The organism is Blastococcus sp. CT_GayMR20 (assembly GCF_004570345.1).
Map to the genome: position 1 here is coordinate 1 of NZ_SPQM01000072.1, position 24,170 is coordinate 24,170.

A 24,170-nucleotide genomic window follows, 5' to 3' on the forward strand; every position below is an offset into this window, starting at 1 on the left:
GGCAGCAGGCCGAGGGTCACCTCGGGAAAGCCGAGGGCGACCTTCGGGTCGTCGAGGACGACGCGGTGGTGGCAGGCCAGCGCGATCTCCAGGCCACCGCCGAGCGCGGCGCCGTTGATCGCGGCGGCGACCGGCAGACCCAGGGTCTCCAGCCGGCGCAGCTGGCTCTTCACGAGCGTGACCTGCGCCAGCACAGCGTCCTTCGTGTCCGGCGTGGCCTGGATCAGGCTGCGGAGGTTGCCACCGGCGAAGAAGGTCTTCTTCGCGCTGGTCAGGACGACCCCGCGGACCGAATCCTTCTCGCGCTCCAGCCGGTCGACCGTCTGCCCCATCGAGGCCACGTACGCGTCGTTCATGGTGTTCGCCGACGACGAGGGGTCGTCGAGGGTGAGGACGACGATCCCGTCGGCGTCCTGCTCCCAGCGGATGGCGCTGTCGCTCATCAGAAGACTCCTCAGACTCGCTCGACGACGGTGGCGATGCCCATGCCGCCGCCGACGCACAGGGTGGCCAGGCCGCGGCGCAGGTCGCGCCGCTCGAGCTCGTCGACGAGGGAGCCGAGGATCATGGCTCCGGTCGCGCCGAGCGGGTGGCCCATGGCGATCGCGCCGCCGTTGACGTTGACCTGCTCGTGGTCGAAGCCGGTGTCGGCGATGAACCGGAGGACGACGGCGGCGAACGCCTCGTTCATCTCGACCAGGTCGATGTCGCCGACGGTGAGCCCGGCCTTGGCCAGCGCCTTCTGCGTGGCCGGCGCAGGGCCGGTCAGCATGATCACCGGGTCGGCGCCCGACAGCGCGGTGCTCACGATGCGGGCCCGCGGGGTCAGGCCGTTGCGGCGTCCCGCCTCCTCGGTGCCGATCACCATCAGCGCGGCGCCGTCGACGATGCCGCTGGAGTTGCCGGCGGTGTGCACGTGCTCGATCCGCTCGACCCAGTGGTACTTCTGCAGGGCGACCGCGTCGAAGCCGCCCATGTCGCCGATGCCGGCGAACGCTGAGGGCAGGCCGGCCAGCGACTCGACCGTGGTGCCGGGGCGCACGAGCTCGTCGGTCTCGAGGACGACGGTGCCGTTGCGGTCGGTCACCGGCGCGACCGACCGGTCGAAGTAGCCGTTGAACCAGGCCTTCGCGGCGCGGGCGTGCGACTCGGCCGCGTAGGCGTCGACGTCCTCGCGGGACCAGCCGCCGAGGGTGGCGATGAGGTCGGCACCGATGCCCTGCGGCACGAAACCGGTCCGGGCGGCGGTCTCGGGGTCCATCGGCCAGGCGCCGCCGTCGGACCCCATCGGCACGCGGGACATCGACTCGACGCCGCCGGCGAGGACGAGGTCCTCGAAGCCGGAGCGGACCTTCTGCGCGGCCAGGTTGACCGCCTCCAGCCCGCTGGCGCAGAAGCGGTTGATCTGCACGCCGGCGACGGTCTCCGGCAGGCCCGCCGCGAGCGCCGCAGTCCGGGCGATGACCGCGCCCTGCTCGCCGACCGGCGAGACGACGCCCAGGACGATGTCGTCGACCTGCGCGGGGTCCAGGCCGGGGTTGCGCCGGCGGACCACGTCGATGAGACCGGTGGTGAGGCTGATCGGCTTCACCGAGTGCAGCGCACCGGTCTTCTTGCCCTTGCCGCGCGGCGTGCGCACGGCATCGTAGATGAACGCCTCGGCGGTCATGCGGATCCTTTCGTCGGTGCCGAAATCGCGGTTTCGGCCCCTGTCGGGAGGTGCCGAAATGGCGGTTTCGGCACCGGGGGGTCAGACGCCGAGGGAGCGGCCGACGATCTCCTTCATGATCTCGGTGGTCCCGCCGTAGATCGTCTGGATGCGGGAGTCGAGGTAGGCCCGGGCGACCGGGTACTCGAGCATGTAGCCGTAGCCGCCGTGCAGCTGGAGGCACCGGTCGACGACGCGCTTCTGCAGCTCCGTCGTCCACCACTTGGCCATCGCGGCGTCCTCGACGGTGAACCGGCCGGCGTTGTGCTCGAGGATCGCCTTCTCGATGTAGGTCTCGGCGATCGACACCTCGGTGTGCATCTCGGCGAGCTCGAACCGGGTGTTCTGGAACCTCCCGATCGGCCGGCCGAACGCCGTGCGGCCCTTGCAGTAGTCCACGGTCAGGTCGAGGATCAGCCGGCTCGCGGCGACGGCGACCGCGGCGATGGACAGCCGCTCCTGCGGCAGGTTGTGCATCAGGTGGAAGAAGCCGTGGCCCTCGGTGCCGAGCAGGTTGGTCGCCGGCACCCGGACGTCGTCGAAGAAGAGCTCGGCGGTGTCCTGCGCCTTGAGGCCGATCTTGTCCAGGTTGCGGCCACGCTCGAAGCCGGCCATCCCGCGCTCGACGACGAGCAGCGAGAAGCCGCGGGCACCGGCCTCGGGATCGGTGCGGGCGACCACGATCACCAGGTCGGCGTTGATCCCGTTGGTGATGAAGGTCTTCGACCCGTTGAGCGCCCATTCGTCGCCCTCGCGGCGGGCCGTCGTCTGGAGGCCCTGCAGGTCCGAGCCCGCACCGGGCTCGGTCATCGCGATCGCGGTGATCAGCTCGCCGCGCACGAAGCCGGGCAGCCACCGCTCCTTCTGCTCGTCGGTGGCCAGGTCGAGCAGGTAGGGGGCGACGACGTCGTTGTGCAGGGTGAAGCCGAGACCACTGGCGCCGACCCGGGTGACCTCGGCTGCCAGCAGGGCGTTGTAGCGGAAGTCCTTCACCCCGCCGCCGCCGTACTCCTCGGGCACGTCCATGCCCAGCAGCCCCTGCCCGCCGGCCTTGAGCCACACGGAGCGGTCGACGATGCCGGCCTCCTCCCACGCGGCATGGTGCGGCACGACCTCCTTGGCGAGGAAGTCGCGCACCATCGCGCGGAACGCCTCGTGCTCGGCCTGGTAGAGCGCGGACTGCACAGGGAACCTCCGGGGACGTCGGACGGCGGGATCACGACCAGCACAACATACAGACCACCCGTTCTGTATGTGAGGGGCTGGCGCGATTTCCCGGGCTGGCCGCGACACGTGTGACCGGTGTGGCGCGTGCGCACGACACGGAACCGGCGGTGCTGGCGTGACGGCCGGAAGGCTCGGACTCTGAGGGACATGACCAGCGTCTACGCGTACGGAACCGCCCACGCGGTCGTGATGGTCGGCTCCTACGGCGCGGAGGGCCTCACGCCGCGGCAGATCGGCCCGGCGCACGCCACGATCGGCCGGGTGAACGGACAGAGCCGCAAGGCACTCTGCGGTGCCTACGTGTCCATCGACGAGCAGCTGCCCTGGCCCCCCGAGGGCTACGAGGACCAGCAGCTCTGCGAGAACTGCGCCACCCTCGCCGCACTCTGACGGCGGTCAGCCTCCGGCGACCGACGGCAGCACCTGCACCTCGGCGCCGTCCCTGACCGCCGTCGCCAGGCCGCCCTCGAACCGGACGTCGTCCCCGTCGACGTAGACGTTCACGAACCGCCGCACCTGCCCCGTCTCGTCCCGGATCCGGCGGGCCAGCAGCGGGTGCTGCGCCGCGAGCGCGTCCAGGACGTCGGCCAGGGTCTCCCCCGCCGGCTCGAGATCCAGGTGCTTCGCGCCGCCGGCCAACGACGCCAGGGCGCCGGGCAGCAGGACCTGCACGCTCACGGGACCTGCACTGCCCGGACCGCGAGGACGTCGGGCAGGTGGTCGGCGACCAGCGCGAACGTGTCACCCTCGTCGGCGCTGGCGTAGACGCAGCCGTCGCGGGTGCCGACGTAGAGGCCGGTCCGCTCGTGGTCGTCGGAGCAGAACGCGTCGCGCATGACGGCCGACCAGTTGTCGTCGGGCAGACCCCGACCGACCTCCGCCCACGTCTCGCCCGCGTCGCGGGTCCGGTGCACGCGCAGCCGCCCGTCCGGGGGGACCCGCTGCATGTCGGCGACCAGCGGAACCACCCAGGCGGTGCCGGGGGCGTGGGGCGAGGCGACGATCGGGAAGCCGAAGTCCACCGGGAGCCCGTCGGCGATCGATGTCCAGCTCACCCCGACGTCGTCGGTGCGGAACACCCCGAAGTGGTTCTGGGCGTACATCCGGTCCGGGCTGCGCGCGTCGATCGCGACCTTGTGCACGCACTGCCCGTACTCCGGCAGCCGTTCGGGCCCGAAGACGACGGTGATGCCCTTGTTGCGGGGCTCCCACTTCTCCCCGCCGTCCTCGCTGACGTAGACGCCGCCGGTGCTCATCGCGATGGTCACGCGGTCGGACGCGGGGTCGGGCAGGACGGTGTGCACCGCCCCGCCCCCGCCGCCGGGCTCCCAGGTCGGGCGGTGCGGATGGTCGTGGAGGCCGCGGACCAGCTCGAACGAACGGCCGCCGTCGGTGCTGCGCCACAGCGAGTGCGGCTCGCAGCCGGCCCAGACCACGTCGGGCCGGCCGGCGGAGTCCGGCCGGAGCTGCCAGACGCGGGCCAGGGCGGCGCCGGTGTCCTCCGGGAAGCGGATGGCGCCCTGCTCGTTCTCGTTCCAGGTCGCCCCGAGGTCGTCGGACCACATGACCGTCGGGCCCCAGTGCCCGTACTGGATACCGGCCAGCACCCGCGGCGGCGACCGGCGGACGTCGACGGAGACGGCGGCGACCTCCTGGGCCAGCAGGTGCGGCCCGTCGACGGTCCACGTGCGGCGGTCGTCGTCACTGCGGGCGAGCCACACACCCTTGCGCGTACCGATGGCCAGCAGGTCTGTCATGGCGCCCCTCCGGGATCGTCGGATCGACGTGAGGGCGACCGTAGGACCAGCGACCGACAGGATCGATCCCTTCCGGCGCGGAGCGCGGAAGCCCTCACGGAGAGGTGGACCGTCCGGCGGTCGGAAACTCAGCGGCGGGTCGCGCCGCCCCCTCCGGGCTGGTCGGGGTTGACGGTGTGCCCGGGCCCGTCAGGGATCCGGCCGTCGAGGGTGGCGCCGTCGTGGGCCCGGTGGTCCCTGCCCATGTCCGGCGCGAGCTTCTCGGCCCTGGCGCGCAGCTGCTCGGCCTCCTTCGCCTGCTCGCCGGCGCGGGCGGCGCGTTCCCGCGCCTCCTGCTCGGCGAGGGCCGTCCGCTCCTCGGCCTCGGCCCGCTCCCGGCGAGCCCGGGCCGCCTGCTCCTCGGCCAGCGCCTGGTCCTTGTCCGCGCGCGCCGACAGGACCTGCGCCTCCTGCAGGTGCTCCCGCGCCTGCTCCCGCTTCTTCAGGTTGGCCACCCGCGAGCGCTTGGACAGCGCCAGCGCCAGCAACGCCAGCAGGACGACCACGACGACGACGATCAGGACGATGACCCAGGTGTCCACGGCAGTTCCTCTCCTCGGACTCCCTGCTGAGGTGCCCGGAGGGGGTTGATCAGAAACTCCGTACGCCGCCGCTCACTTGAGGGCGCTGCCGGCCTGCCACTCCTCCCAGGGGATGGTCCAGTCGTAGATGTCGGACCGCAGGTCGCCCGCGCTGGAGCCGCGGATCTCCACGATGTCGCCGGGCTGCGAGAAGTTGAAGAACCAGGCCGCGCGCTCGGTGGACATGTTGATGCAGCCGTGCGAGACGTTGGTGTTGCCCTGCTGGGCCACCGACCACGGGGCGGCGTGCACGAACTCGCCGCTGTCGGAGATGCGGACGGCGTACTCGACGGGCGTGCGGTAGCCCTCGGGGCTGTCGACGGGGACGCCGTAGGTGCTGGAGTCCATGATCCGGTTGCGGTTCATCTCGGTGACCACGTGCGGCCCGTTGTAGCTCGGGTTGTCCGGGCTGCCGGCGCTGATGGGGTAGGTCTGGACCAGCTGGTCGCCGTCGTAGACCTCCATCATGTGGGTGCTGGCGTCGGCGATGGAGACGTGCTTGGCCCCGATCGAGAAGGACACGGTGCGGTTCTTCTCGCCCCAGATGCCGTTCCCGAAGTCGATGCCGTACAGGTTGGCGTCCAGCGTCACGTCGGTGTTGGCCGGCCAGTAGGTGGACGGGCGGAAGTGGACCTCGGTCTCGCTGAACCAGTTCCAGACGCCGTCGGTGGGCGTGGAGCTGGTGACCACCAGGTGGCTCTCCACCGCCGCCTTGTCGACGATCGGGTCGTCGAAGTAGACGCGGATCGGCATGCCGACCCCGACGGTCTGCCCGTCGAGCGGGCCGATGGACGGCGTCGACACCGACGCCGGGGTGACGGTCGTGAACGTCGAGGTCGCCGTCGTCTGCTCGTCGTCGGCGTTCTCGGCGGTGGCCGTCAGCGTGTAGCTGGTGCCGTAGGCGAGCGGCGTCTCCGGCGTCCAGACCGCGGCAGCGGCCTCGTCGGCGGGCGGCGCGAGGGTGCCGGAGACCGCGGTGCCCGCCCCGTCGACGAGGGTCACCTCGGCGAGCTCGCCGTCGGTGACCGAGATCTCCAGCGGCACCACCGGTGAGACGTCGGCGGAGCCGTCGGCCAGCGCGAGGGACACCTGGGCCGGCTCGGCGGCGGCTGGGGAGCTCGGCTCGCCGGAGCCCGATCCTCCGGCGTCGTCCCCACTGCATCCGGCGAGGAACACGAGTGCTCCCGCGGCGATCATGGCGGCTGTCCGTCGCACCTGCCCCGACTCCTCTCGCATGGCACCCGGCCCGGACCGGCCCCGGGGGAACGCGTGCCTGTGACCCAGTGTCCACGTCCGGACGACGAAAGCGGCCGAGTCGAGCGTCACCCCGGGCGGCGGGTGCCGGCCGCGGTGGCGCTGGTATCGTTCTCCCTCGTTGCCCAGCAGTCCGGGCGACACGCGCCATTAGCTCAATTGGCAGAGCAGCTGACTCTTAATCAGCGGGTTCGGGGTTCGAGTCCCTGATGGCGCACCACCTTCGAAGCGGCCCGGTCCACCTGGACCCGGGCCGTTCGTCGTCGTGGAGGGCTACTCCGAGCGCTGCTCGCCGTCGTGGTTCCGGAGCAGCCGCAGGTGCGGTCGGGTGGTGGTGCTCTCGCGCTGGTCCGGCACCGGGGGCAGGCCGGCGGCCCGGCGCACCCGGTTCTCCGGCACGTCCAGCGCCCGGGCGAGGAACTCGGCCAGCCCCTCGCTGATGAAGCTGGTGCCGCCGGTGCGGGCCATGCGCTTGAGGGTCTCGGGAGGAACGACCCACCGGGAGAACCGCGAGGCGTCATCGGCCGTCCGGGCCAGTTCCCAGAGCCGGCGCCGCACGAGGTCCTGCAGGTCCTTGTCGGCCATCCGTCCAGGCTAGGCCCGGACGCCGGGCACGGCATCCGGTGCATCCGGTGCATCCGAGACGGCGACTGCGCCCGAATACCGGCCGTGACGTGGTGCGCCCCGGAGAAGCAGCACTGGGTTCTCCAACCCCTGATCGACGCCGGGCTGGCGACGGAGCAGATCCGCGCCTTCCTCTACCAGCTCGCGTTCGACGAGATCATCGGTGAGGGGCGGGCCACGGTGGCCGCGGTCCACGCCGTCGTCGCGGACCAGCCGGCCCGGGTCCAGGCCGCCTGGACGGAGACGGTCTGCCGGCTGCTGGCTCTCCCCGGGCCGGACGCCTGAGGCTCATCGGTTCCCGGAGGCGCTCAGCTTCCGCCAGACCCAGCTCGACGGCACCCGGCGACCGGTGACCAGGTACTCGAGCACCCCGTGCACCTGCAGGATGGTGTCGAGGGCCCGGCGGGCGGCCGACCAGCCGGCGAGCAGCATTTCGTCTCCCGGCTCCAGGACGAAGTCGTCGTCCGGCGCGAGCGTCACCTCGCGGCCCCGCATGACGATCAGGACGAGCGCGTGGAGCGGCTCGTCGCGGTCCTCCGGGTTCCGCAGGAGCTGACCGAGGCGGGCGTCGCCCGAGCGGAGCCACGACCCGAGCGCCGGCGCCTCCTGCGGCGTGAGCCGGACCTTCCACAACGTCTGCAGGTGCGCGCCGCACAGCCCCTTGAGCCGGTCGACGATGCCCGCCGCCCAGTCGTTCCCCATCTCCGGCATCTCGCGGAGGAAACGCCACAGCAGCGGCGTGGACAGCTGCGCGTACACCTCGTGCGCGACCACCTCGGTGGGCACGAGGAGGGCGTCGACCTCCATCGCGGCGAACAGCGGCGCACTGGCGGCGCTGTTCTGCCGGGCGGCGAGGAAGAGCTCGGGGTTGCTGCGGCGGGCCGCGGCGACCAGCGAGAGGTTGGTCGTGTCGTTGTCCGTCCCGGCGACGAGCCCCACCGCGCGGTCGAGGTCGGCCTGCGCGAGCACCCAGGGGTCGGACCCGTCGCCGACGAGCAGGTCGGCGTCGCCGACATCCGCCGGGTGGTCCTCGATGACGGTGACCTCCAGCCCCTCGGCGCGCAGGTCCCTCGTCAGCTCCTGCCCCAGCCGCCCGTAGCCGCAGATGATCCAGCGGCCGCTACGCGGCGGCAGGCCGCGCTGGGGCAGCGCGGCGCCCGGGCCGCTCTCCAGCCACGTCATCAGCTGGTAGGAGGCCGGCGCCCGGAGCGCGAGGCGCAGGTGGTCGCCGAAGCGGTCGAACGGGTTGACCGTGGCCGGGCTGCCGAACGCCTGCATGCGCTCGGCGATCGTCCGCGACGTGACCCGCGCGATCACCGGGAGGTCGGGACGGAGCAGGGCCGCGGCCATGACGATGGCGAGGTTCGCCTCCTCGTCGTCGGTCAGGGCCACCACCGCCTCGCAGGAGGAGTGACCCAGCCCGGCGACGGCCAGGTGGCCGGGGTCGCGCGCATCGGCGGCCAGCCCGGGCACGTCGGCGTGGTAGGAGTCCAGCTCCAGGCCGTCGATCCGGTCGGAGTTCCGGTCCAGGACGACGAACCGCCGTCCGAGCGCGTCGAAGGAGTGCCCGAGCAGCTCCCCGGTGCGCCCGTAGCCGGCGATCAGCAGGAACGGCTCACGCAGCCGCGAGACCTTCCGGCTGAAGTGCTGCAGGGCCAGCGCCGACCGGAACGCGCGGTCCTGCAGCAGCGACAGCAGCGAGCCGATGGCGTAGGCCCACCCGATCACCGACAGGTAGATCGAGATGGTCACCCACATCCGCTGGTTGTAGGTGAACGCGAACGGGATCTCGCCGAACCCGATCGTCGTCGCGGTGTAGCTCATGACGTAGAACGCGTCGAAGAAGCCCATGTGGTACGTGTTGCCGTCGGCGTCCTGGCCGGGGATCAGGGTCAGTCCGAGGACGCTGACGGAGAAGATGACGATCAGCACGATCAGCGGGGCGCGCATGCGCCGGAGGATCAGGAAGATCGTGGCCGACGCCTGCGCCGCCGAGTGGGCCGCGACGCGGAACGTCGCCCGGCGCACCCGCGTGCGGTCGCGCTCGTCGGTCCCGAAGATGTTCTTCCAGAAGACGAGCAGGGGGTTGCCCATGGCGGCCTCCGGTCAGCCGCGGTGGAAGGAGACCGTCTCCACGACGAGCAGGACGACGGAGACGATGTTCGCCAGCAGCGCGCCGCCGGACAGCGAGACGACGCTCGCCGTCCAGGCCTCGTTCATGCCCGCGGTGCTGACGTACGTCGCGTAGCCGAACATCAGCGCGGCGCCGATCAGCTGCAGGTCCGCCACGAGGCTGGTCGCCAGGTGCACCGCCCCGATCTGCGTGCGGTCGCCGAACTTGAGCACGGTGGCGATCAGGTTGACCACGACCGCCGCGAACAGCTCGTACGGGTTGTGCAGCTCGGGGTCGTCGATGTCGCCGATGAAGAAGCCGAAGTTCAGCGTCGCGGCGAGGACGACGAAGAACCCGAAGACCACCTTCTCCAGATTCACCCGGCCCTCCCGCCCTCGACTGCGCGTGCTGCCGGAACGATCGTGATGCCTCGACCCGCCGCGCGCGACGTGAGCGACACGATGGTGTGGTCCGTAGGGTCGCCCGGTGGCCTGGAAGCGAGCGGTGTTCGCGCTGTTCACCGTCGCGGCCGGCACGAACGTCCCGACGCCGTTGCTCCTCGTCTACCAGGAGCGGCTGGACCTGTCGGCGGAGGTGCTCACCGCGCTCTTCGGCTGCTACGCCGCCGGTCTCGTGCCCGCCCTCCTGGTGTCGGGGCAGCTGTCCGACCGTCTGGGACGGCGCCGCGTCGCGATCCCCGGCATCGTCCTGTCCGGCCTGGCCTCGCTGGCCTTCGCCGCCGCCGGCGACTCCCTGACGCTGCTGTTCACCGCCCGCTTCCTGCAGGGCGTGGTCAGCGGCGTCGTCTTCAGCGTCGGCAGCGCGTGGGTGGGCGAGCTGTCCCAGGCCTCGGGCGAGGGCGCCGGCGGCCGGAGGGCAGCCTTCGCCATGACGGCCGGCTTCTCCCTGGGCCCGCTGACGAGCGGGCTGCTCGGGGAGTTCGGACCGGCTCCCACGGTGCTCCCCTACCTCGTCCACACCGCGCTGGTTGCCGTCGGACTCACCCTGGCGCTGGGTCTGCCGGAGACCGTGGACCTGCACGCCCGCGCCCGGGCCCGCACGGACGGCGACCCGGCGGTCCCGCTGATCCGACCGGGTGACGGCTGGCTGGTGGCGACGGTGCTGGCCCCGGTCGCGGTGTGCGTCTACGCCTTCCCCTCGTCGGTCATCAACGCCGTCCCCCTGCTGGTCGACCTGCCCTACGGCGGGGTCGCCGTCACGGGTGTCCTGGCCGGCGTGACCCTCGGCGCGGGCACGCTCGTGGCGGGTCTGCAGCGGCGCCTCGGCCGGTGGACCGCGGTCGTGGCCACCGCACTCGGCGCGGCCGGCTTCGCGGCGGCGGCGGCGTTCGCGTCGACCGGATGGCTCCCCTGGCTGGCCGTCGCCGCACCGCTGCTGGGGTCCGGCGGTGGACTGTGCCTGGCGGCCGGCCTGACGCTCACCGCCCGGCTGGCCGCGCCGACGCGCCTCGGCGCGCTCACGGCACTGTTCCTCGCCATCGCCTACATCGGCTTCGCCGTCCCGTTCGTCATGGCAGTGGTGGCGCGCGGGACCTCCGCGACCGTGCCGCTGGCGGCGGCCGGGGCGATCACCGGCCTGCTCGCCGTCCGCCTGCTCCTGCCGGCCCGGCGCCGCCTGCTCTGAGCCCGGACTGCAGGACGGCGCCCCCTCCCGGAGGAGGGGGCGCCGTCCGTCGGCCCCCTCGCAGGGGCCCGCCGCGATCTAGCGAGTGGCGGGGGGCGAGGGGGTCCTTGCTCAGCCGGCGATCTTCGCGGCGAACTCGCCCTCGAACGCCTCGGCGAGGACCGAGGCACCACCGGGCACGTCGGCCGGCTGGAGCACGAAGCTCTGCAGGCTCGGCGACTTGCCGGTCTCGAAGCCCCGGATCGGGACGGTCAGACCGTCGGTGTCGACCTCCTCCAGACCTTCGAATGCCTCGTACACACCGGCGCGGGTCAGGTCACCGTTCTCGCACGCGGCGTCGAGCACCGCCTTCATGAGCGTGCTCATGCCGAAGCCGACGACCACGCCGAGGCTCGGGGTTGCCTCGGGGTAGGCCGCCTCGTACTGCTCGAGCAGTTCGGGGTGCGCGTCGAAGGACGACACCGGGGACGCGACGTAGAGGTGGCTCTTCAGCCAGTTCGCCGCCGGACCCGCGAGCAGACCGGGCGCGAAGACCGGGTTGCTGCCGAGGATCGGGACGTCGAGGCCCTGGGCCTCCGCGACCGTGGCCACCGACGCCAGCGCGGCCGGGCCGACGGTGAGGGCGATCAGGTTGACGCCCGCCGCCTTGAAGGCCGTGACCTGCGAGCTCATGTCCGTGTCGGTCGACTTGATCTGCTGCTCGACGACCTCCAGACCCATCTCCTCGGCGACCGCCTGCGTGCCCGCGAGGCCGTTGGCGCCGTACTCGCCCTCGAAGTAGATGTGTCCGACCTTGTCGCCCTCCTTCAGCAGCCCCTCCTCGAAGAGGTAGCTGTAGCCGTTGGCGATCTCGACGTCGTAGGTCGCACCCACCACCCCGGTACCGGGGATCTCGGTCAGGGTCTTGGACCACGCCGACGGGAAGTTGACGATCTGGTCGGCCTCGTACTCCGGTGCCAGCGCGGTGTTGATCGGTGAGCCGATCGTCTGCTGCATCGCGAGGACGTTGTCCTTCATCCCGCTGTAGAGCTGCACGCCGTTCTGCGGGACGTAGTTGGTGTCCTGGATGTCCAGCTCGACGTCGTAGGTGTCGCAGACCTGGTTCTCCTCCCAGAACAGCTCGTTGGCGTTGGTGATGTCCTTGCCCAGGGCGGCGAAGGCACCGGTGAAGTCGGTGAGGACGCCGAGGCGGATCGTCTCGCCCTCGACGCCGATGTCGGTCTGGACGTCGGCGGCCTCGCCGCCCCCGCCGCCGCCGCTGGACTCCGGGGCCTTGGTGCTGCAACCGGAGGCCGCGGCGACGACGACGGCTGCCAGCGCGACCGTGCCGCGCGAACGCTTTCCGAGATTCATGTAGTGCTCCCTTGTGCTGGTGGGTCCGACGGGACTGAGGTGGTGGAACTGCTGGTCGCGGCAGAGGAACGGCTGGTGAGCCGTCCCCCGCCGGGGTCTCGGCTCTTGCGGCGGAAACGCTCCGCGAAGCCGGCAAGACCGGCGGGCTGGAAGAGGATGACGAGGATGATCGCCAGGCCGAAGAAGTAGCGGGCCGCCTCGCCGGCGGCCAGGCCGCCCTCCCCCGCGCCGCCCACCAGCGGCACCGCCTCGGCGTAGCGCTGGAAGACCAGCGGCAGGGCGGTGACGAAGAGCGCCCCGAGGGCGGCGCCACCCACCGAGCCCAGCCCGCCCAGCACGATCATGGCGAGGAACAGGATCGAGAGCTCGAGCCCGAAGGACTCCGGCGCGATGCTCCCGACGGACAGGGCGAACATCACACCGGCGAGTCCGGCGTACATCGAGCTGACGAGGAAGACCCGCCCCTTGTAGCGCTGGACGTTGACGCCCATGACGGACGCGGCGACCTCGCTGTCGCGCAGCGTCTGCAGCGCCCGGCCGGGACGGCTGCGCAGCAGGTTCCGCGCGAAGAGGTAGGCAGCCAGGGCGAGGACCAGGCCGAGGTACCAGAGCCGCTCGGACTCCCGGAAGGGCACCCCCAGGACGAACAGGTCGGGGTCGGTGTTGCCGAACGTGAACCCGAACAGCGAGAACTCCGGTGCCGAGCGCCCGTTGAAGCCCCCGGTCACCGACGTCCAGCTGTTGAGCACGTGCTGGCCGATGAAGACCAGGCCGAGCGAGGCGACACCCAGGTAGATGCCGCGCAGCCGCGCCGCGATCGGGGAGAACACCAGACCGGCGAGGCCGGCCAGCAGGACGCCGGCGAGCATGCCGACGATCGGCGGCCACCCGAGCCCGCTGAGGTCGGCGAGGCCGATGCCGCCCGACTCGCCGGACACGAACACGTAGGTGACGGCACCGACGGCGAGGAAGAACGCGTGAGCCAGGGACAGCTGGCCCGTCGTCCCGACGAGCAGGTTCAGGCCGATGGCGCCGACGATCGACGTGAAGACCGCGAACCCGGTCCGCAGCCAGAACTCCTCGACGTAGAGCGGCAGCGCGAGCATCACCACCAGGGCGACGACCAGGAGCAACGGCTTCAGGAGCGACCGTCCCCGGCCCGCGCCGGACGTCGGTCGGGCGCCGCTGGCGCTCGACCCGCGAGCGGCGGTCGCCGTCGCCTCAGACACGGGTGAGCTCCTTCGTGCCGAAGAGCCCGGACGGCCGGACGAGGAGGACGGCGATCATGACGATGTACGGCACGACGTCGCCGAACCCGCGGCCGAGGAACAGGAGCTGGTCCTGGTAGCCGGAGGCGAGGGATTCCGAGATGCCGATGAGCAGGCCGCCCACGAGCGCTCCCCCGGTCGAGTCGAGACCACCGAGGATCGCGGCCGGGAAGGCGCGGAGCGCGACGGTGTAGACGGTCGGGCTGACGCCCGGCGTGGGCGAGCCGACGAGGAAGAGCGCGGCGACCCCGGCCAGCACGCCGGCGACGACCCAGGCGAGCGCCGAGACCCGTCCCTGCTTGATGCCCATGAGTGCCGCGGTCTCGCCGTCCTCCGCCGACGCGCGCATCGACACGCCCCAGCTGGAGTACTTGAAGGCCACGAAGAACAGGGCGATGAGGACGCCGGCGACGATGGTCGCGATCAGCCGGTTCTGGCTGATGCCCACGTCGCCGATCCGGAAGGAGCCGCCGCCCCACGGGTGCGGCACGTTGAGGATGTCCGAGCCGATCCGCCGGATCAGCTCGGTCAGCAGGATGATGTCCACACCGATCGTGACGATGGCGAGACTGATGACCGGGGCGCCGCGCAACCGGTTGATGATCAGCCGCTCGACGATCAGGGCGGCCAGCGCCGTGATCGCGATCCCCACCAGGGCCGCCAGGTAGAAGCCGAGCGGCTCCGAGAGACTGGCGATCGAGTAGGCGCCGAGCAGCAGCAGTGAGCCGTGCGTGAAGCTGACGACCTCGCTCGCCTTGAAGATGATCACGAACCCGAGGGCGATCAGGGCGTAGATGGCGCCGAGGGAGACGCCGTTCATCAGCAGCGACAGGAACTGGGTCACGAGGGCGTCCCCGGGGTCTCGGAGGAGTGGTGACCGGTCGCGGCGGCCTCGGCCGCCTCGGCCGGGCTGATCTCGTCGCCGGAGCCGAGGTAGGCCCGGATGACCTCCGGATCGCGCTGGACCTCCGCCGGCGTGCCGTCGGCGATCCGGCGGCCGAAGTCGAGCACGGTGACCTGGTCGGCCAGGGACATGACCATGCCCATGTCGTGCTCGACGAGGACGACGGAGATCCCGAGCGCCGAACGGATCTCGAGGATGGCCTCGGCCATCCGGTCGGTCTCCTCGGCGTTCATCCCGGCGACCGGCTCGTCGAGGAGCAGGAGCCGTGGCTCGGTGCAGAGCGCCCGGGCCACCTCGACGCGCTTCTGGTCGCCGTAGGAGAGGACGCCCACGGGCGTGTGCAGCTTCTCGCCCAGCTCGAGGAACTCGGCGATCTCGGCCACCCGGGCGCCGTGCAGCTTGCCCTCACGGGTGGCCTTCGGCAGCCGCAGACCCGCGGCGACGAACCCCGCCTTCGTCAGGTGGTGCCGGCCGAGCATGAGGTTCTCGGCCACCGACTGGGCGCCGGAGAGTGCGATGTTCTGGAACGCGCGGGCGACCCCGATGCCGGCGATCTGGTACGGCCGCATCTGGTCGAGCCGGTGGTCGCCGAAGCGGACCTGCCCCTCGGCCGCCTTGTAGACGCCGGACAGGACGTTGAACATCGTGGACTTGCCCGCGCCGTTGGGGCCGATGATCGCGTGGATCGTCCCGGGCTCGACCCGGAACGACACGTCCGAGAGCGCCTTGATGGCGCCGAACCGGACGCTCACGTTCTCGACCTCGACCGCGGGGATGTCCGCCCGGATGTCCGCCTCGGCCGCACGTGCCCCGGTCACGCCGACCACCGCGAGAGCTTCTTGCCGGACGCGGCGCGCAGGTGCGGACCACCGGAGTCGGAGTCGCCGTCGTGGCCGAGGTACAGGCGCTGCACCTCGTCGGTCTGGGCGAGCTCCCGCGCGTCGCCGGACAGGGAGACCTCGCCGACATCGAGCACGTAGGCGAGGTCGGCCACCCCGAGTGCCATCGTGGCGTTCTGCTCGACCAGCAGCACGGAGGTGCCCTGGCGGTTGATCTCGGCGATGACCTCGCCGATCTGGCCGATGATCCGCGGCGCGAGGCCCAGCGACGGCTCGTCGAGCAGGAGCAGTCTGGGGCTCGCCATCAGCGCCCGGCCGATCGCCAGCATCTGCTGCTCACCGCCGGACAGGAGCGCACCGCGCTGCGAGGCCCGCTCCTTGAGCACCGGGAACATCTCGTAGACGCGGTCCTGGGCGCGCGCCTTGGCGGCCTTGTCCTTGCTGCCCATCCCGCCGGCGCGCAGGTTCTCCTCCACGGTGAGCCGGCCGAAGATGCGCCGTCCCTCCGGCACCTGGACCAGCCCCATGCGGACTGTCTGTGCCGGGTCACGGGATCCGAGGTCGACGTCGCCGAACCGGACCGAGCCGGAGTCGACGCGGCCACGGTGCAGCCGCAGCGTGCCGGAGATCGTGCGCAGGAGCGTGGTCTTCCCGGCTCCGTTGCTACCGAGGACGGCGACGACCTTGCCGTCAGGGACCTCCATGGAGACCCCGCGCACCGCCTGCACGGCACCGCCGTAGGTGACGTGGAGCGAATCGATGCTCAGCACGAACGACACGTCCTTTCTGCGCCGTCGGTCGACGCGGGGGCGAGCGGACGAGGGTGTCTGCGGATCACCGGTGCGGGGTCGTGGGCGCCGAACCGACCGGGGTACAGCCGGCCGTGGCGGACCGGACGGACGGATCGCCCGTACGTGACGTAGCGCACATTGCGGTGACTGTAGGGGCAGAACGGCCGGATCAGAGCCGCGAAAGGTCACGGATCGGTCACCTTGCTCCTCGCCGACCGACCGGACGCCGCGACCTGGGGCCAGGCCACAGCAGTGACCCCCCGGTGTGCGTGTGCTGCCCACATTGCGCGACCCCTGCGTGCCGTCCCGGACGTCGGGGCACCGCACGCCCAGGCGCCCTCCGGTGGCCCGAGGTGTGGGCGGGCGACGGGTCCGCACCGCCGTCAGCTGTCGGCGCAGGAAGGCCCGCCCCGCGTCGTGCGTTGACCGTTCGTGGACACGGACGTCGTCGTCATCGGGGCGGGACAGGCGGGGCTGAGCACCGCGCGGTCCCTCGCCCGCCAGGGCTTCGAGCCCGAGACCGGCTTCGTCGTCCTGGACGCGGACGAGCGGCCCGGCGGCGCCTGGCAGCACCGCTGGCCGTCCCTGACCGTCGGCACCACTCACCGCGTGCACGACCTCCCCGGGCTGCCGTTCGAACCGGACGCGGAGAACCTGCGTGCCGCCGACGCCGTCCCCGCGTACTTCGCCGAGTACGAGCACCGCTTCGGACTCCCGGTCCACCGCCCGGTGCGGGTGCGCGCCGTCCGCCGCACGGCCGACGACCGCTTCCGCGTCGAGACCGACGCCGGCGACCGGACGGCGCGGGCGGTCGTCAGCGCGACCGGCACCTGGACCCGCCCGTTCGTACCCCGCTACCCGGGCCAGGAGCTCTTCCACGGCCGGCAGCTGCACACCGTCGACTACCGCTCGGCCGAGGAGTTCACCGGCCGGCACGTCGTGGTCGTCGGCGGCGGAGCCTCGGCGACGCAGCTCCTCGGCGAGATCTCGACTGTCACCACGACGACCTGGGTCACCCGGCGTCCGCCGGTCTGGCGGGACGGCCCGTTCGACGAGGACGCCGGCCGCCGCGCCGTGGCGATGGTCGCCGACGCCGTGCGCGAGGGTCGCCGGCCCGGCAGCGTCGTCGGCGTCACGGGGCTGCTGACCTCCACGCCCTACATCCGCGACGCGCTGGACCGCGGCGTCCTGGAGCGGCGGCCCATGTTCGACCGCATCACCGAGGACGGCGTGGTGTGGGCGGACGGTTCCTCCGTGCGCGCCGACGTGATCCTGTGGGCCACCGGCTTCCGGGCGGCCGTCAGCCACCTGGCCCCGTTGCACCTGCGCGGTCCGGGTGGCGGCATCCGCATGGACGGGACGCACGTCGCCGGCGAACCGCGCATCCACCTGGTCGGGCACGGGCCGTCGGCCAGCACCATCGGCGCCAACCGGGCCGGGCAGTCGGCGGCCCGGCAGCTGCACCGGCTGCTGCACGACCAGGGGGAACTCCCCCGCACCGCCTGAAGAAGGACCCCCCTGCCCCCCACCACTCGCAAGCTCGCGGCGGGACCCTGCAGGGGGGCCATTCAGGGATCGTTCAGGGTCTGTTCAGGGCTTCCCCCGATGTGCCTGGGTGGTTCCTCCCGCCAGGCTCACCGCATGACCTCCCCACTGCTTCCCGCCCTCGGGGGAACCGCGTGATCGTCGCCCGGGGCCTCACCAAGATCTACGGCAAGAAGGCCGCTGTCGACGGCATCGACTTCACCGTCGAACCGGGCCGCGTGACCGGGTTCCTCGGCCCGAACGGGGCCGGCAAGTCGACGACGATGCGGATGATCCTGGGTCTCGACCGTCCCACTGCCGGCACCGTCACCGTCGACGGCCACCGCTACGCCGACTCCCCCGCTCCGCTGCGGGAGGTGGGCGCGCTGCTCGAGGCGCGCGCCCTGCACCCCGGCCGGTCGGCCCGCGACCACCTGCGCTGGATGGCCGTCAGGAACGGCATCCCGACGGCGCGGGTGGACGAGATGCTCGCCCTCGTGGGCCTGGAGGAGGTCGCCGGCAAGCGGGTCGGCAAGTTCTCCCTCGGCATGGGCCAGCGCCTGGGCATTGCCGTCGCGCTGCTCGGCAACCCGCCGGTCGTCGTCCTCGACGAGCCGGTCAACGGCCTGGACCCCGAGGGAATCCGGTGGGTGCGCAACCTGGCGCGCGACCTGGCGGCCCAGGGCCGCACGGTCTTCATCTCGAGCCACCTCATGTCGGAGATGGCACTGACCGCCGATCACCTCGTCGTCGTCGGCCGCGGACGGATCCTCGCCGACTGCTCGATGTCGGAGTTCATCGCCGACCACGCCTCCTCCTACGTGCGGGTCGCGAGTCCGCAGCGCGGCGAGGTCGCCGACCTCCTGCGCCGCCAGGGGCTCGACGTCGCGGTCCACGACGAGGAGCTCCGCGTCCAGGGGCTCGACGCGCCGTCCATCGGTGAGCTCGTCGGGAAGAGCGGGCTGCTCCTGCACGAGCTCACCCTCGTGCGGTCCTCCCTCGAGGACGCCTTCATGACGTTGACCGCCGACAGCGTGGAGTACTCCGCGTCGCCCACAGCAGGGATCGCCCGATGACCGTCACCGACCTCTCGACCACCGTCGCCCTCGACCCGGACCGGAACGTCCCAGGCGTCCGCCGGCAGGGCTTCGCCGACGCGCTCCGCGCCGAGTGGATCAAGTTCTGGACCGTCCGCTCGACGACGTGGTCGACCGTCATGCTCTTCGTCCTCGGCGCCGGGCTCACGGCGCTGGTCTGTGCGACCAGCGCCGAATGGCTGGCCAGCAGCGAGGCGGACGAGTCCCCGGGCGCCTTCCTGACCTGGGGGATGATGTTCGCCCAGATCACCGCGATCGTGCTGGGGACGCTGACGGTGACCACCGAGTACGGCACCGGGATGATCCGCGCGACGCTCGCCGCCACCCCGAAGCGGGGCGTCGTTCTGGCCGCGAAGGCCGTCGTCCTCACCGTCACGCTGTTCGTCGCCGGCACCGTCACCGCCTTCGCCGGCTACTTCGCCGGCAACTGGTTCTTCGAGAACGAGGGCATCGGGATCGCGCTCGGCGAGGAGGGCGTGCTCCGGGCGATGTTCGGCAGCGGCCTCTACCTCGCCGGTCTGGGGCTGTTCGCGGCCGCGGTCGGCCTGCTGATCCGGCACACCGCGGCTGCGCTGTCCGTCGTCCTCGGGCTGGTCTTCGTCGTCGGTAACATGGTGTTCCTGCTCCCCGGCGCCTGGGGCGAGTGGATCGGGAGGCTCATGCCCGGCAACGCCGGCTCGGGTGTCGCGATGCCGGTGTCGTTCAACCCGGGCCTGCTGGACCCGTGGGTCGGGTTCGCGGTCTTCTGCGGCGAGGTCGCCGCGCTGCTCCTGGTGGGCTACGTCGTCTTCCGCCGCCGGGACGCCTGAACTGGGCGGGGCCGGTTCCCACAGGGGGGCCCGTGGGAACCGGCCCGGCCCGCCACCGCGCTCAGTCGGCGGGGAGGTACCAGCCGTCCCCGCCGACGGGTACCCGCGACAGCTGCCGGGGCAGGTACTGGTCGAAGAAGAGCCGGGCGGCCAGCTCGTGCCGGCTGTGCACCCCGAGCTTGGCGAACACCTTCTTCAGGTGGTCCTGCACGGTGGTGAGCGAGATCGACAACGCCGACGCCACCTCCGGGTTGCTGTTGCCGGAGACGACGAGCCGCGCCACCTCGCGCTCCCGGCGGGTGAGCCCGTAGGCCTCGGCGATCACCTCTGCCAGCTCGTAGGGGCCGACGGGCTCGATCACCAGCGACAGCCGCTCCGATGCGTCGTCGGCGGGCTCCAGGACGTCGACCTGCACGCTCATCCACCGCCCGGTTCGCAGTCGCACGCGGGCCGACTGCCGCCGTCCACCGGCGGCGATCAGCCGGGACACGAGCATGACGACACCGACCGGGAGGCCGTCGACCCGGCTGTCGGGCATCTGGTCCAGCAGCACGCGGGCCGCCGCGCTGGCCATCTCGAGCTCGACCCGCAAGCCGTCGACCCGCAGCACGGCCATCCCCGGCCCGTCCTCGGCGTCGCGGTGCGCGATCTCCGAGACCAGCAGCGTGCGGCGCACCGCGGCGGCGATGTCGGGGGCGAGGGCCGCGACGAGCTCCATCTCCGCCTCGCTGAAGTCGGACGCGCCGGCCTCCCGGAACCAGACGAACCCGCCCCACGGCTTGCCACGGTCGCGCAGGACCGCCCGCAGCTCCGGTCCCATCCCCGCGGGGACGTTGACGTCCCGGTACCGGACACTGCGCTCCGGCCGGCCACCCGTGCGGCGGTGGAGAGTGGCGACGCCGGCCCGGTCGCGGACCAGCGCCGGGAACAGGTTGACGTCCTCGCCCCCGACCTCTATCTCGAGCAGCCGGGGCAGCAGCTCGACCGGCAGGCCCTCGTCGTGGTAGCCACCGGTGTTCATCAACGTCGCCGGGTCCAGCAGCAGGCCGCACCAGAGGTCCGAGGGGACGGCGCGGTCGAGCACCGGAACCACGTCGCGGTAGAGCGCCAGCGGATCGGTCGCCCCCCGGCAGAGGCGCTCGACCCGGTCGCGCACGGTGGGGGCCGGGAGCATGGCGCGACCGTAGGACGGCGCGGCATCCGGAGGAACCCCCCGGTTCAGGGATGTCGAGGAGGGATCCGCCCACGCACCCTCGTGGGCATGACCACCACCGAGCAGGGCGCACCGTTCGTCGCCGGTCCCGGAGAGGGGCGCGCGATCTGGCACATCGACAACCTCATGACGTTCAAGGCCCTCACCGACGACACCGGCGGACGACTCGCCGCCTGGGAGCAGCTCCTCCCCCACCGCTCGTCCCCGCCGCTGCACGTCCACTCCGACGCCGACGAGGCCTGGTTCGTGCTCGACGGAACGATCACCTTCCGCGTGCAGGAGGACGAGTTCAGCGCGGAGGCCGGCAGCTTCGTCTGGGCACCGCGCGGCCTGGCGCACACCTTCCGGGTCGACTCGCCCACAGCGCGGGTGCTCGGACTCGCCCTGCCCGGTGGGTTCGACAGGTTCGTCCTCGCCACGGGCCGGCCGGCGGAGGCCCTGACCCTGCCCCCGCCTCCGGACGGACCCCCGGACATGGGCGCGCTCGCGGGCGCCGCCCGAGAGCACGGCATGGAGGTTCTCGGGCCACCCCTGAGCTGACGACGGCTGTTCAGGGACAGTAGGCGCGTGACGACTCCCGATCCGGCCGCCGCGGGCCGGCGCCGTGCCGACCAGTTCCTGACCCTCCTGGCCGCGGAGGACGGCGCGGCCGGCGACCTGCTGGACGCCCTCGACGAGGTCCGCGACCTGGTGTTCCTCGGCGCGGGCCTGACCGCCGTCGCCCGGGCCGAGGCCCGCTTCCTCCCGCCGGCGCAGCGGGCCCAGGCCAACACCCGCCAGCTCCGGCTGGGCGTGCTCCGCGACGCGAACCGCACCAACCCCGAGGGGCTCCGGACCTGGCTGCGCCGCGCGGGCGAGGAGATCCTGCTCATCCGCTCCCAGCAGGCGATCGCCGACCGCGTCTGGGCCGAGGATCAGGCGCGGACGGACACCCGGGCGGCCGCCGAGGCCAGCGGGACCACCGCCGCCAGCAGCACCGCGACCAGCACGTAGGTCCGGTCCAGCCCGATCCCCGCGGCGAGGAAGCCCAGCGCCAGCGCACCGATCGCGGTGCCGCCGTCGAAGGAGATGTTCCACATCGCGCTGGCCGTCGTGCCGTTCGCGCCGGCGCGTGCGAAGGCGGCCAGCAGCGTGAGGTTCTGCGTCGCACCGAAGCCGGCACCGAAGACCGCCGCCCCGATCAGCACCCAGGCCGCGCCCGACCACAGCCCGACGCCCGTGAGCGCCATGCCGACGGCCGCGACGACCAGGGAGAGAGGCAGCAGCAGCCGGGCGCCCAGCCGGTCGGCGAGCAGCCCCGCACGCCAGCGGGTGACCGCACCGGTGACGCCGAAGAGCAGCAGCGCCGCGGTCGCGAGGACGCCGTCCGGCCGCTCGATCGGCAGGAAGGTGACCAGCCCTCCGCCGGCCATCGTGACCACGAGGAGCACCAGGGACGGCGTCAGCACGGCGACGACCACCGCCCTGCCGGACCCGGTCGGGCCGGGCTCGGGCTGCGGGCCGAGCGACCGCACGAGCTCCGGCACGAGCAGGACCCCGAGCAGCGGGGAGGCGGCGAGCCACGACAGCCAGGCGATGTGGCCGTCGAGGACCAGCGCCACACCGGCCGGGACGGCGATCAGGTTCGGGACGGCGATCGCCAGGCCGTACAGGCCGATCGACTCACCGCGCCGCCCCGGCGGCGCCACCTGCGCGGCCAGCGTCGCGCCCAGCACGGTCAGGACGGCGAACCCGCCACCCCGGACGGCGGACAGGGCGCTGATCCAGGCGAGGCCGTCGTCGAGCACGTACAAGGGGGACGGCGCACCGATGGCGACCACCCCGCCGATCAGCACGGGGCCGACGCCGAAGCGGGCGGTGAGCGCCGGAACGGTCAGCTGCACCGCGATGGTGGCGACGAGGAAGACGGCGGTCACGACGCCCGCGGTGCTCCCGGCTGCGCCACCCGTGACCGCGTACGTCGGGAGGGACGCGAGCGTCAGGCAGTAGCTGGCGAAACCGAGCACGGTGACGGCCCACCAGCGCCCGCATGCCGCGGGACCGCCACAGCGGCGTCCCCACCTCCCCACTCACCCCGCGAGCATGAACGGTGATGGTCGGCACGCTTCGCGCGGGTAGGGAGCAGCCATGCCGCTGCTCACGGTGGGCCACGGGCCGCAGGACCGCGACGCCCTGGGCGCCCGTCTGGTCGCCGCCGCGGTCGACGCCGTCGTCGACGTCCGGCGCTTCCCGGGCAGCCGCAGCAATCCCGACGTCCGCTCCGACGCGCTCGCCGATTGGCTGCCCGCCGCCGGCATCGGCTACCGCTGGGACGACCGGCTCGGCGGTCGTCGCAGCATCGCCGCCGGCGAGCCGGTGGAGGACGGCTGGTGGACCGTGCGCCAGTTCGCCGCCTACGCCGCCCACACCCGGACGCCGGAGTTCAGCGCGGCCCTCGACGACCTGCTCGCCGAGTCGGACACGGCCACGGTCGCCGTGATGTGCAGCGAGAGCGTCTGGTGGCGCTGCCACCGGCGGCTGATCGCCGACGTCGCCGTCCTCGCTCGCGGGGTGCCGGTCCGGCACCTGATGCCCGACGGCCGGCTGACCTCGCACCGCCCCTCGGACGGCGCGGTGGTCACCGACGGCGTCGTCCGCTGGCCCACCGGTTCCCGATGTTGATCAGGTGACCTGATCATGTGGGGTCCTGGCTCACCATCGACGCTGAGCCAGGACCCCCGTGGATCAGGTCACCTGATCATCCGGGGCGCCGGCGTCATGCCATGTGCGGGTAGCGGTGGTCGGTCGCCGGCACGAACGTCTCCTTGATCGAGCGGGTGCTCGTCCAGCGCAGGAGGTTCTGCGGGGCGCCGGCCTTGTCGTTGGTGCCCGACGCCCGGCCGCCACCGAAGGGCTGCTGGCCGACGACGGCGCCGGTCGGCTTGTCGTTGACGTAGAAGTTGCCGGCGGCGTTGCGCAGGAACGTCTGGGCATGGGCGATGGCCGCCCGGTCCTGGGCGATCACCGATCCGGTCAGCGCGTAGGGCGCCACCGACTCCATCTGGCTCAGCACCGCGTCGTACTCGGCGTCGTCGTAGACGTGCACGGCGAGCACCGGGCCGAAGTACTCGGTGGTGAAGACCTCGTGGCCCGGATCGCTGCCCTCGATGATCGTGGGCCGGACGAAGAAGCCCTCGCTGTCGTCGGCCGTGCCACCGGCGACCACGGTCAGCGCGTCGTCGTCCTTCGCCCGGTCCAGGACGCCCGACAGCTTGGAGAAGGACTTCCGGTCGATGACCGCGCCCATGAAGTTGGAGAGGTCGGTGACGTCGCCCATCGGCAGCGACTCGGTCGTGGCGACCAGGTCGTCCCGGAGCCGCGACCAGACGCTGCGCGGCACGTAGGCGCGCGAGGCCGCCGAGCACTTCTGCCCCTGGAACTCGAAC

Annotated in this window: 27 protein-coding genes and 1 tRNA gene; 10 read left to right on the forward strand and 18 right to left on the reverse strand. The window is 72.4% G+C overall.

The window, feature by feature from the left end; genetic code table 11:
• From E4P40_RS16255 to E4P40_RS16265, 3 genes are all read right to left on the reverse strand, one after another.
• A partial coding sequence (locus E4P40_RS16255) for an enoyl-CoA hydratase-related protein (protein WP_209305365.1) occupies window positions 1–443 on the reverse strand: 443 nt, incomplete at its 3' end.
• Window positions 444–454: 11 nt separating this feature from the next.
• On the reverse strand, window positions 455–1,669 hold the full coding sequence (locus E4P40_RS16260; protein ID WP_135159541.1) for an acetyl-CoA C-acetyltransferase: 1,215 nt from the start codon (window positions 1,667–1,669) through the stop codon (window positions 455–457).
• Between the two features lie 81 nt (window positions 1,670–1,750).
• Window positions 1,751–2,893: an acyl-CoA dehydrogenase family protein gene (locus tag E4P40_RS16265; RefSeq protein WP_135159542.1), complete on the reverse strand. Its 1,143-nt coding sequence runs from the start codon at window positions 2,891–2,893 to the stop codon at window positions 1,751–1,753.
• A 189-nt stretch (window positions 2,894–3,082) separates the two neighbouring features.
• Between E4P40_RS16265 and E4P40_RS16270 the strand changes: the two genes are divergently transcribed.
• The gene (locus tag E4P40_RS16270) at window positions 3,083–3,325 is read left to right on the forward strand and encodes a hypothetical protein (RefSeq protein ID WP_135159543.1); all 243 of its coding nucleotides are present in this window, start codon (window positions 3,083–3,085) and stop codon (window positions 3,323–3,325) included.
• 6 nt (window positions 3,326–3,331) lie between these two features.
• On the opposite strand, the gene E4P40_RS16275 is transcribed toward E4P40_RS16270, so the two are convergent.
• The 4 genes from E4P40_RS16275 to E4P40_RS16290 all read right to left on the reverse strand — a co-directional run bounded on the left by E4P40_RS16275 (window position 3,332) and on the right by E4P40_RS16290 (window position 6,527).
• The gene (locus E4P40_RS16275) at window positions 3,332–3,613 is read right to left on the reverse strand and encodes a ubiquitin-like small modifier protein 1 (RefSeq protein ID WP_135159544.1); all 282 of its coding nucleotides are present in this window, start codon (window positions 3,611–3,613) and stop codon (window positions 3,332–3,334) included.
• On the reverse strand, window positions 3,610–4,692 hold the full coding sequence (locus E4P40_RS16280; RefSeq protein ID WP_135159545.1) for a sialidase family protein: 1,083 nt from the start codon (window positions 4,690–4,692) through the stop codon (window positions 3,610–3,612). The genes E4P40_RS16275 and E4P40_RS16280 overlap by 4 nt, the downstream gene beginning before the upstream one ends.
• Before the next feature lie 128 nt (window positions 4,693–4,820).
• Window positions 4,821–5,273: a hypothetical protein gene (locus E4P40_RS16285; RefSeq protein ID WP_209305366.1), complete on the reverse strand. Its 453-nt coding sequence runs from the start codon at window positions 5,271–5,273 to the stop codon at window positions 4,821–4,823.
• A gap of 72 nt (window positions 5,274–5,345) precedes the next feature.
• Window positions 5,346–6,527 (reverse strand): Ig-like domain-containing protein, encoded by a 1,182-nt coding sequence (locus E4P40_RS16290; protein ID WP_245160380.1) that lies wholly within the window; start codon window positions 6,525–6,527, stop codon window positions 5,346–5,348.
• 183 nt (window positions 6,528–6,710) lie between these two features.
• Between E4P40_RS16290 and E4P40_RS16295 the strand changes: the two genes are divergently transcribed.
• Window positions 6,711–6,786: transfer RNA gene (locus E4P40_RS16295), tRNA-Lys, on the forward strand.
• Window positions 6,787–6,839: 53 nt separating this feature from the next.
• Here the strand turns inward: E4P40_RS16295 and E4P40_RS16300 are convergent.
• On the reverse strand, window positions 6,840–7,151 hold the full coding sequence (locus tag E4P40_RS16300; RefSeq protein ID WP_135159546.1) for a hypothetical protein: 312 nt from the start codon (window positions 7,149–7,151) through the stop codon (window positions 6,840–6,842).
• Window positions 7,152–7,235: 84 nt separating this feature from the next.
• Between E4P40_RS16300 and E4P40_RS16305 the strand changes: the two genes are divergently transcribed.
• Window positions 7,236–7,475, forward strand: coding sequence for a hypothetical protein (locus E4P40_RS16305; RefSeq protein ID WP_135159547.1), 240 nt, complete (start codon window positions 7,236–7,238; stop codon window positions 7,473–7,475).
• Window positions 7,476–7,478: 3 nt separating this feature from the next.
• Here E4P40_RS16305 and E4P40_RS16310 read toward each other — a convergent pair whose 3' ends face one another.
• Window positions 7,479–9,284: a potassium channel protein gene (locus E4P40_RS16310; protein ID WP_135159548.1), complete on the reverse strand. Its 1,806-nt coding sequence runs from the start codon at window positions 9,282–9,284 to the stop codon at window positions 7,479–7,481.
• 12 nt (window positions 9,285–9,296) lie between these two features.
• Entirely contained in the window at window positions 9,297–9,683 is a 387-nt protein-coding gene (locus E4P40_RS16315; RefSeq protein WP_135159549.1) for a DUF6394 family protein, read from the reverse strand.
• A gap of 106 nt (window positions 9,684–9,789) precedes the next feature.
• Here E4P40_RS16315 and E4P40_RS16320 point away from each other — a divergent pair, with 106 nt between their 5' ends.
• Window positions 9,790–10,947: an MFS transporter gene (locus tag E4P40_RS16320; RefSeq protein ID WP_135159550.1), complete on the forward strand. Its 1,158-nt coding sequence runs from the start codon at window positions 9,790–9,792 to the stop codon at window positions 10,945–10,947.
• Window positions 10,948–11,058: 111 nt separating this feature from the next.
• On the opposite strand, the gene E4P40_RS16325 is transcribed toward E4P40_RS16320, so the two are convergent.
• Genes E4P40_RS16325 through E4P40_RS16345 form a run of 5 tightly spaced genes read right to left on the reverse strand, consistent with a single transcriptional unit; the run spans window position 11,059 to window position 16,081 of the window.
• The gene (locus tag E4P40_RS16325) at window positions 11,059–12,300 is read right to left on the reverse strand and encodes an ABC transporter substrate-binding protein (protein WP_135159551.1); all 1,242 of its coding nucleotides are present in this window, start codon (window positions 12,298–12,300) and stop codon (window positions 11,059–11,061) included.
• Complete coding sequence (locus tag E4P40_RS16330) at window positions 12,297–13,529, reverse strand: branched-chain amino acid ABC transporter permease (RefSeq protein WP_135159552.1); 1,233 nt, start codon at window positions 13,527–13,529, stop codon at window positions 12,297–12,299. Before E4P40_RS16330 ends, E4P40_RS16325 begins: the two co-directional genes overlap by 4 nt.
• Complete coding sequence (locus E4P40_RS16335) at window positions 13,522–14,412, reverse strand: branched-chain amino acid ABC transporter permease (RefSeq protein ID WP_135159553.1); 891 nt, start codon at window positions 14,410–14,412, stop codon at window positions 13,522–13,524. The genes E4P40_RS16330 and E4P40_RS16335 overlap by 8 nt, the downstream gene beginning before the upstream one ends.
• On the reverse strand, window positions 14,409–15,290 hold the full coding sequence (locus tag E4P40_RS16340) for an ABC transporter ATP-binding protein (RefSeq protein WP_135159554.1): 882 nt from the start codon (window positions 15,288–15,290) through the stop codon (window positions 14,409–14,411). Before E4P40_RS16340 ends, E4P40_RS16335 begins: the two co-directional genes overlap by 4 nt.
• Window positions 15,287–16,081, reverse strand: coding sequence for an ABC transporter ATP-binding protein (locus E4P40_RS16345; RefSeq protein ID WP_135159555.1), 795 nt, complete (start codon window positions 16,079–16,081; stop codon window positions 15,287–15,289). Before E4P40_RS16345 ends, E4P40_RS16340 begins: the two co-directional genes overlap by 4 nt.
• A 453-nt stretch (window positions 16,082–16,534) precedes the next feature.
• On the opposite strand from E4P40_RS16345, the gene E4P40_RS16350 reads away from it, so the two are divergent.
• From E4P40_RS16350 to E4P40_RS16360, 3 genes are all read left to right on the forward strand, one after another.
• Window positions 16,535–17,608, forward strand: coding sequence for an NAD(P)-binding domain-containing protein (locus tag E4P40_RS16350; RefSeq protein ID WP_135159556.1), 1,074 nt, complete (start codon window positions 16,535–16,537; stop codon window positions 17,606–17,608).
• Between the two features lie 173 nt (window positions 17,609–17,781).
• Complete coding sequence (locus tag E4P40_RS16355) at window positions 17,782–18,702, forward strand: ABC transporter ATP-binding protein (RefSeq protein WP_135159557.1); 921 nt, start codon at window positions 17,782–17,784, stop codon at window positions 18,700–18,702.
• Window positions 18,699–19,532 carry an ABC transporter permease gene (locus tag E4P40_RS16360; RefSeq protein ID WP_135159558.1) on the forward strand — a complete coding sequence of 278 codons (834 nt, stop codon included), beginning with the start codon at window positions 18,699–18,701 and terminating at the stop codon, window positions 19,530–19,532. Before E4P40_RS16355 ends, E4P40_RS16360 begins: the two co-directional genes overlap by 4 nt.
• A 61-nt stretch (window positions 19,533–19,593) precedes the next feature.
• Here the strand turns inward: E4P40_RS16360 and E4P40_RS16365 are convergent, their stop codons facing one another.
• Window positions 19,594–20,706, reverse strand: a complete 1,113-nt coding sequence (locus E4P40_RS16365) for a helix-turn-helix transcriptional regulator (RefSeq protein WP_135159559.1) — start codon at window positions 20,704–20,706, stop codon at window positions 19,594–19,596.
• 87 nt (window positions 20,707–20,793) lie between these two features.
• Here E4P40_RS16365 and E4P40_RS16370 point away from each other — a divergent pair, with 87 nt between their 5' ends.
• Together E4P40_RS16370 and E4P40_RS16375 are read left to right on the forward strand one after the other, a co-directional pair.
• Window positions 20,794–21,285 carry a cupin domain-containing protein gene (locus tag E4P40_RS16370; protein WP_135159560.1) on the forward strand — a complete coding sequence of 164 codons (492 nt, stop codon included), beginning with the start codon at window positions 20,794–20,796 and terminating at the stop codon, window positions 21,283–21,285.
• Window positions 21,286–21,312: 27 nt separating this feature from the next.
• Window positions 21,313–21,738, forward strand: a complete 426-nt coding sequence (locus E4P40_RS16375) for a hypothetical protein (RefSeq protein WP_209305367.1) — start codon at window positions 21,313–21,315, stop codon at window positions 21,736–21,738.
• Here the strand turns inward: E4P40_RS16375 and E4P40_RS16380 are convergent.
• The gene (locus E4P40_RS16380; protein WP_245160381.1) at window positions 21,660–22,751 is read right to left on the reverse strand and encodes an MFS transporter; all 1,092 of its coding nucleotides are present in this window, start codon (window positions 22,749–22,751) and stop codon (window positions 21,660–21,662) included. The genes E4P40_RS16375 and E4P40_RS16380 overlap by 79 nt on opposite strands.
• A gap of 121 nt (window positions 22,752–22,872) precedes the next feature.
• Between E4P40_RS16380 and E4P40_RS16385 the strand changes: the two genes are divergently transcribed.
• The gene (locus tag E4P40_RS16385; RefSeq protein ID WP_135159561.1) at window positions 22,873–23,406 is read left to right on the forward strand and encodes a DUF488 domain-containing protein; all 534 of its coding nucleotides are present in this window, start codon (window positions 22,873–22,875) and stop codon (window positions 23,404–23,406) included.
• Window positions 23,407–23,500: 94 nt separating this feature from the next.
• Here the strand turns inward: E4P40_RS16385 and E4P40_RS16390 are convergent.
• A partial coding sequence (locus E4P40_RS16390; RefSeq protein ID WP_135159562.1) for an aldehyde dehydrogenase family protein occupies window positions 23,501–24,170 on the reverse strand: 670 nt, incomplete at its 5' end.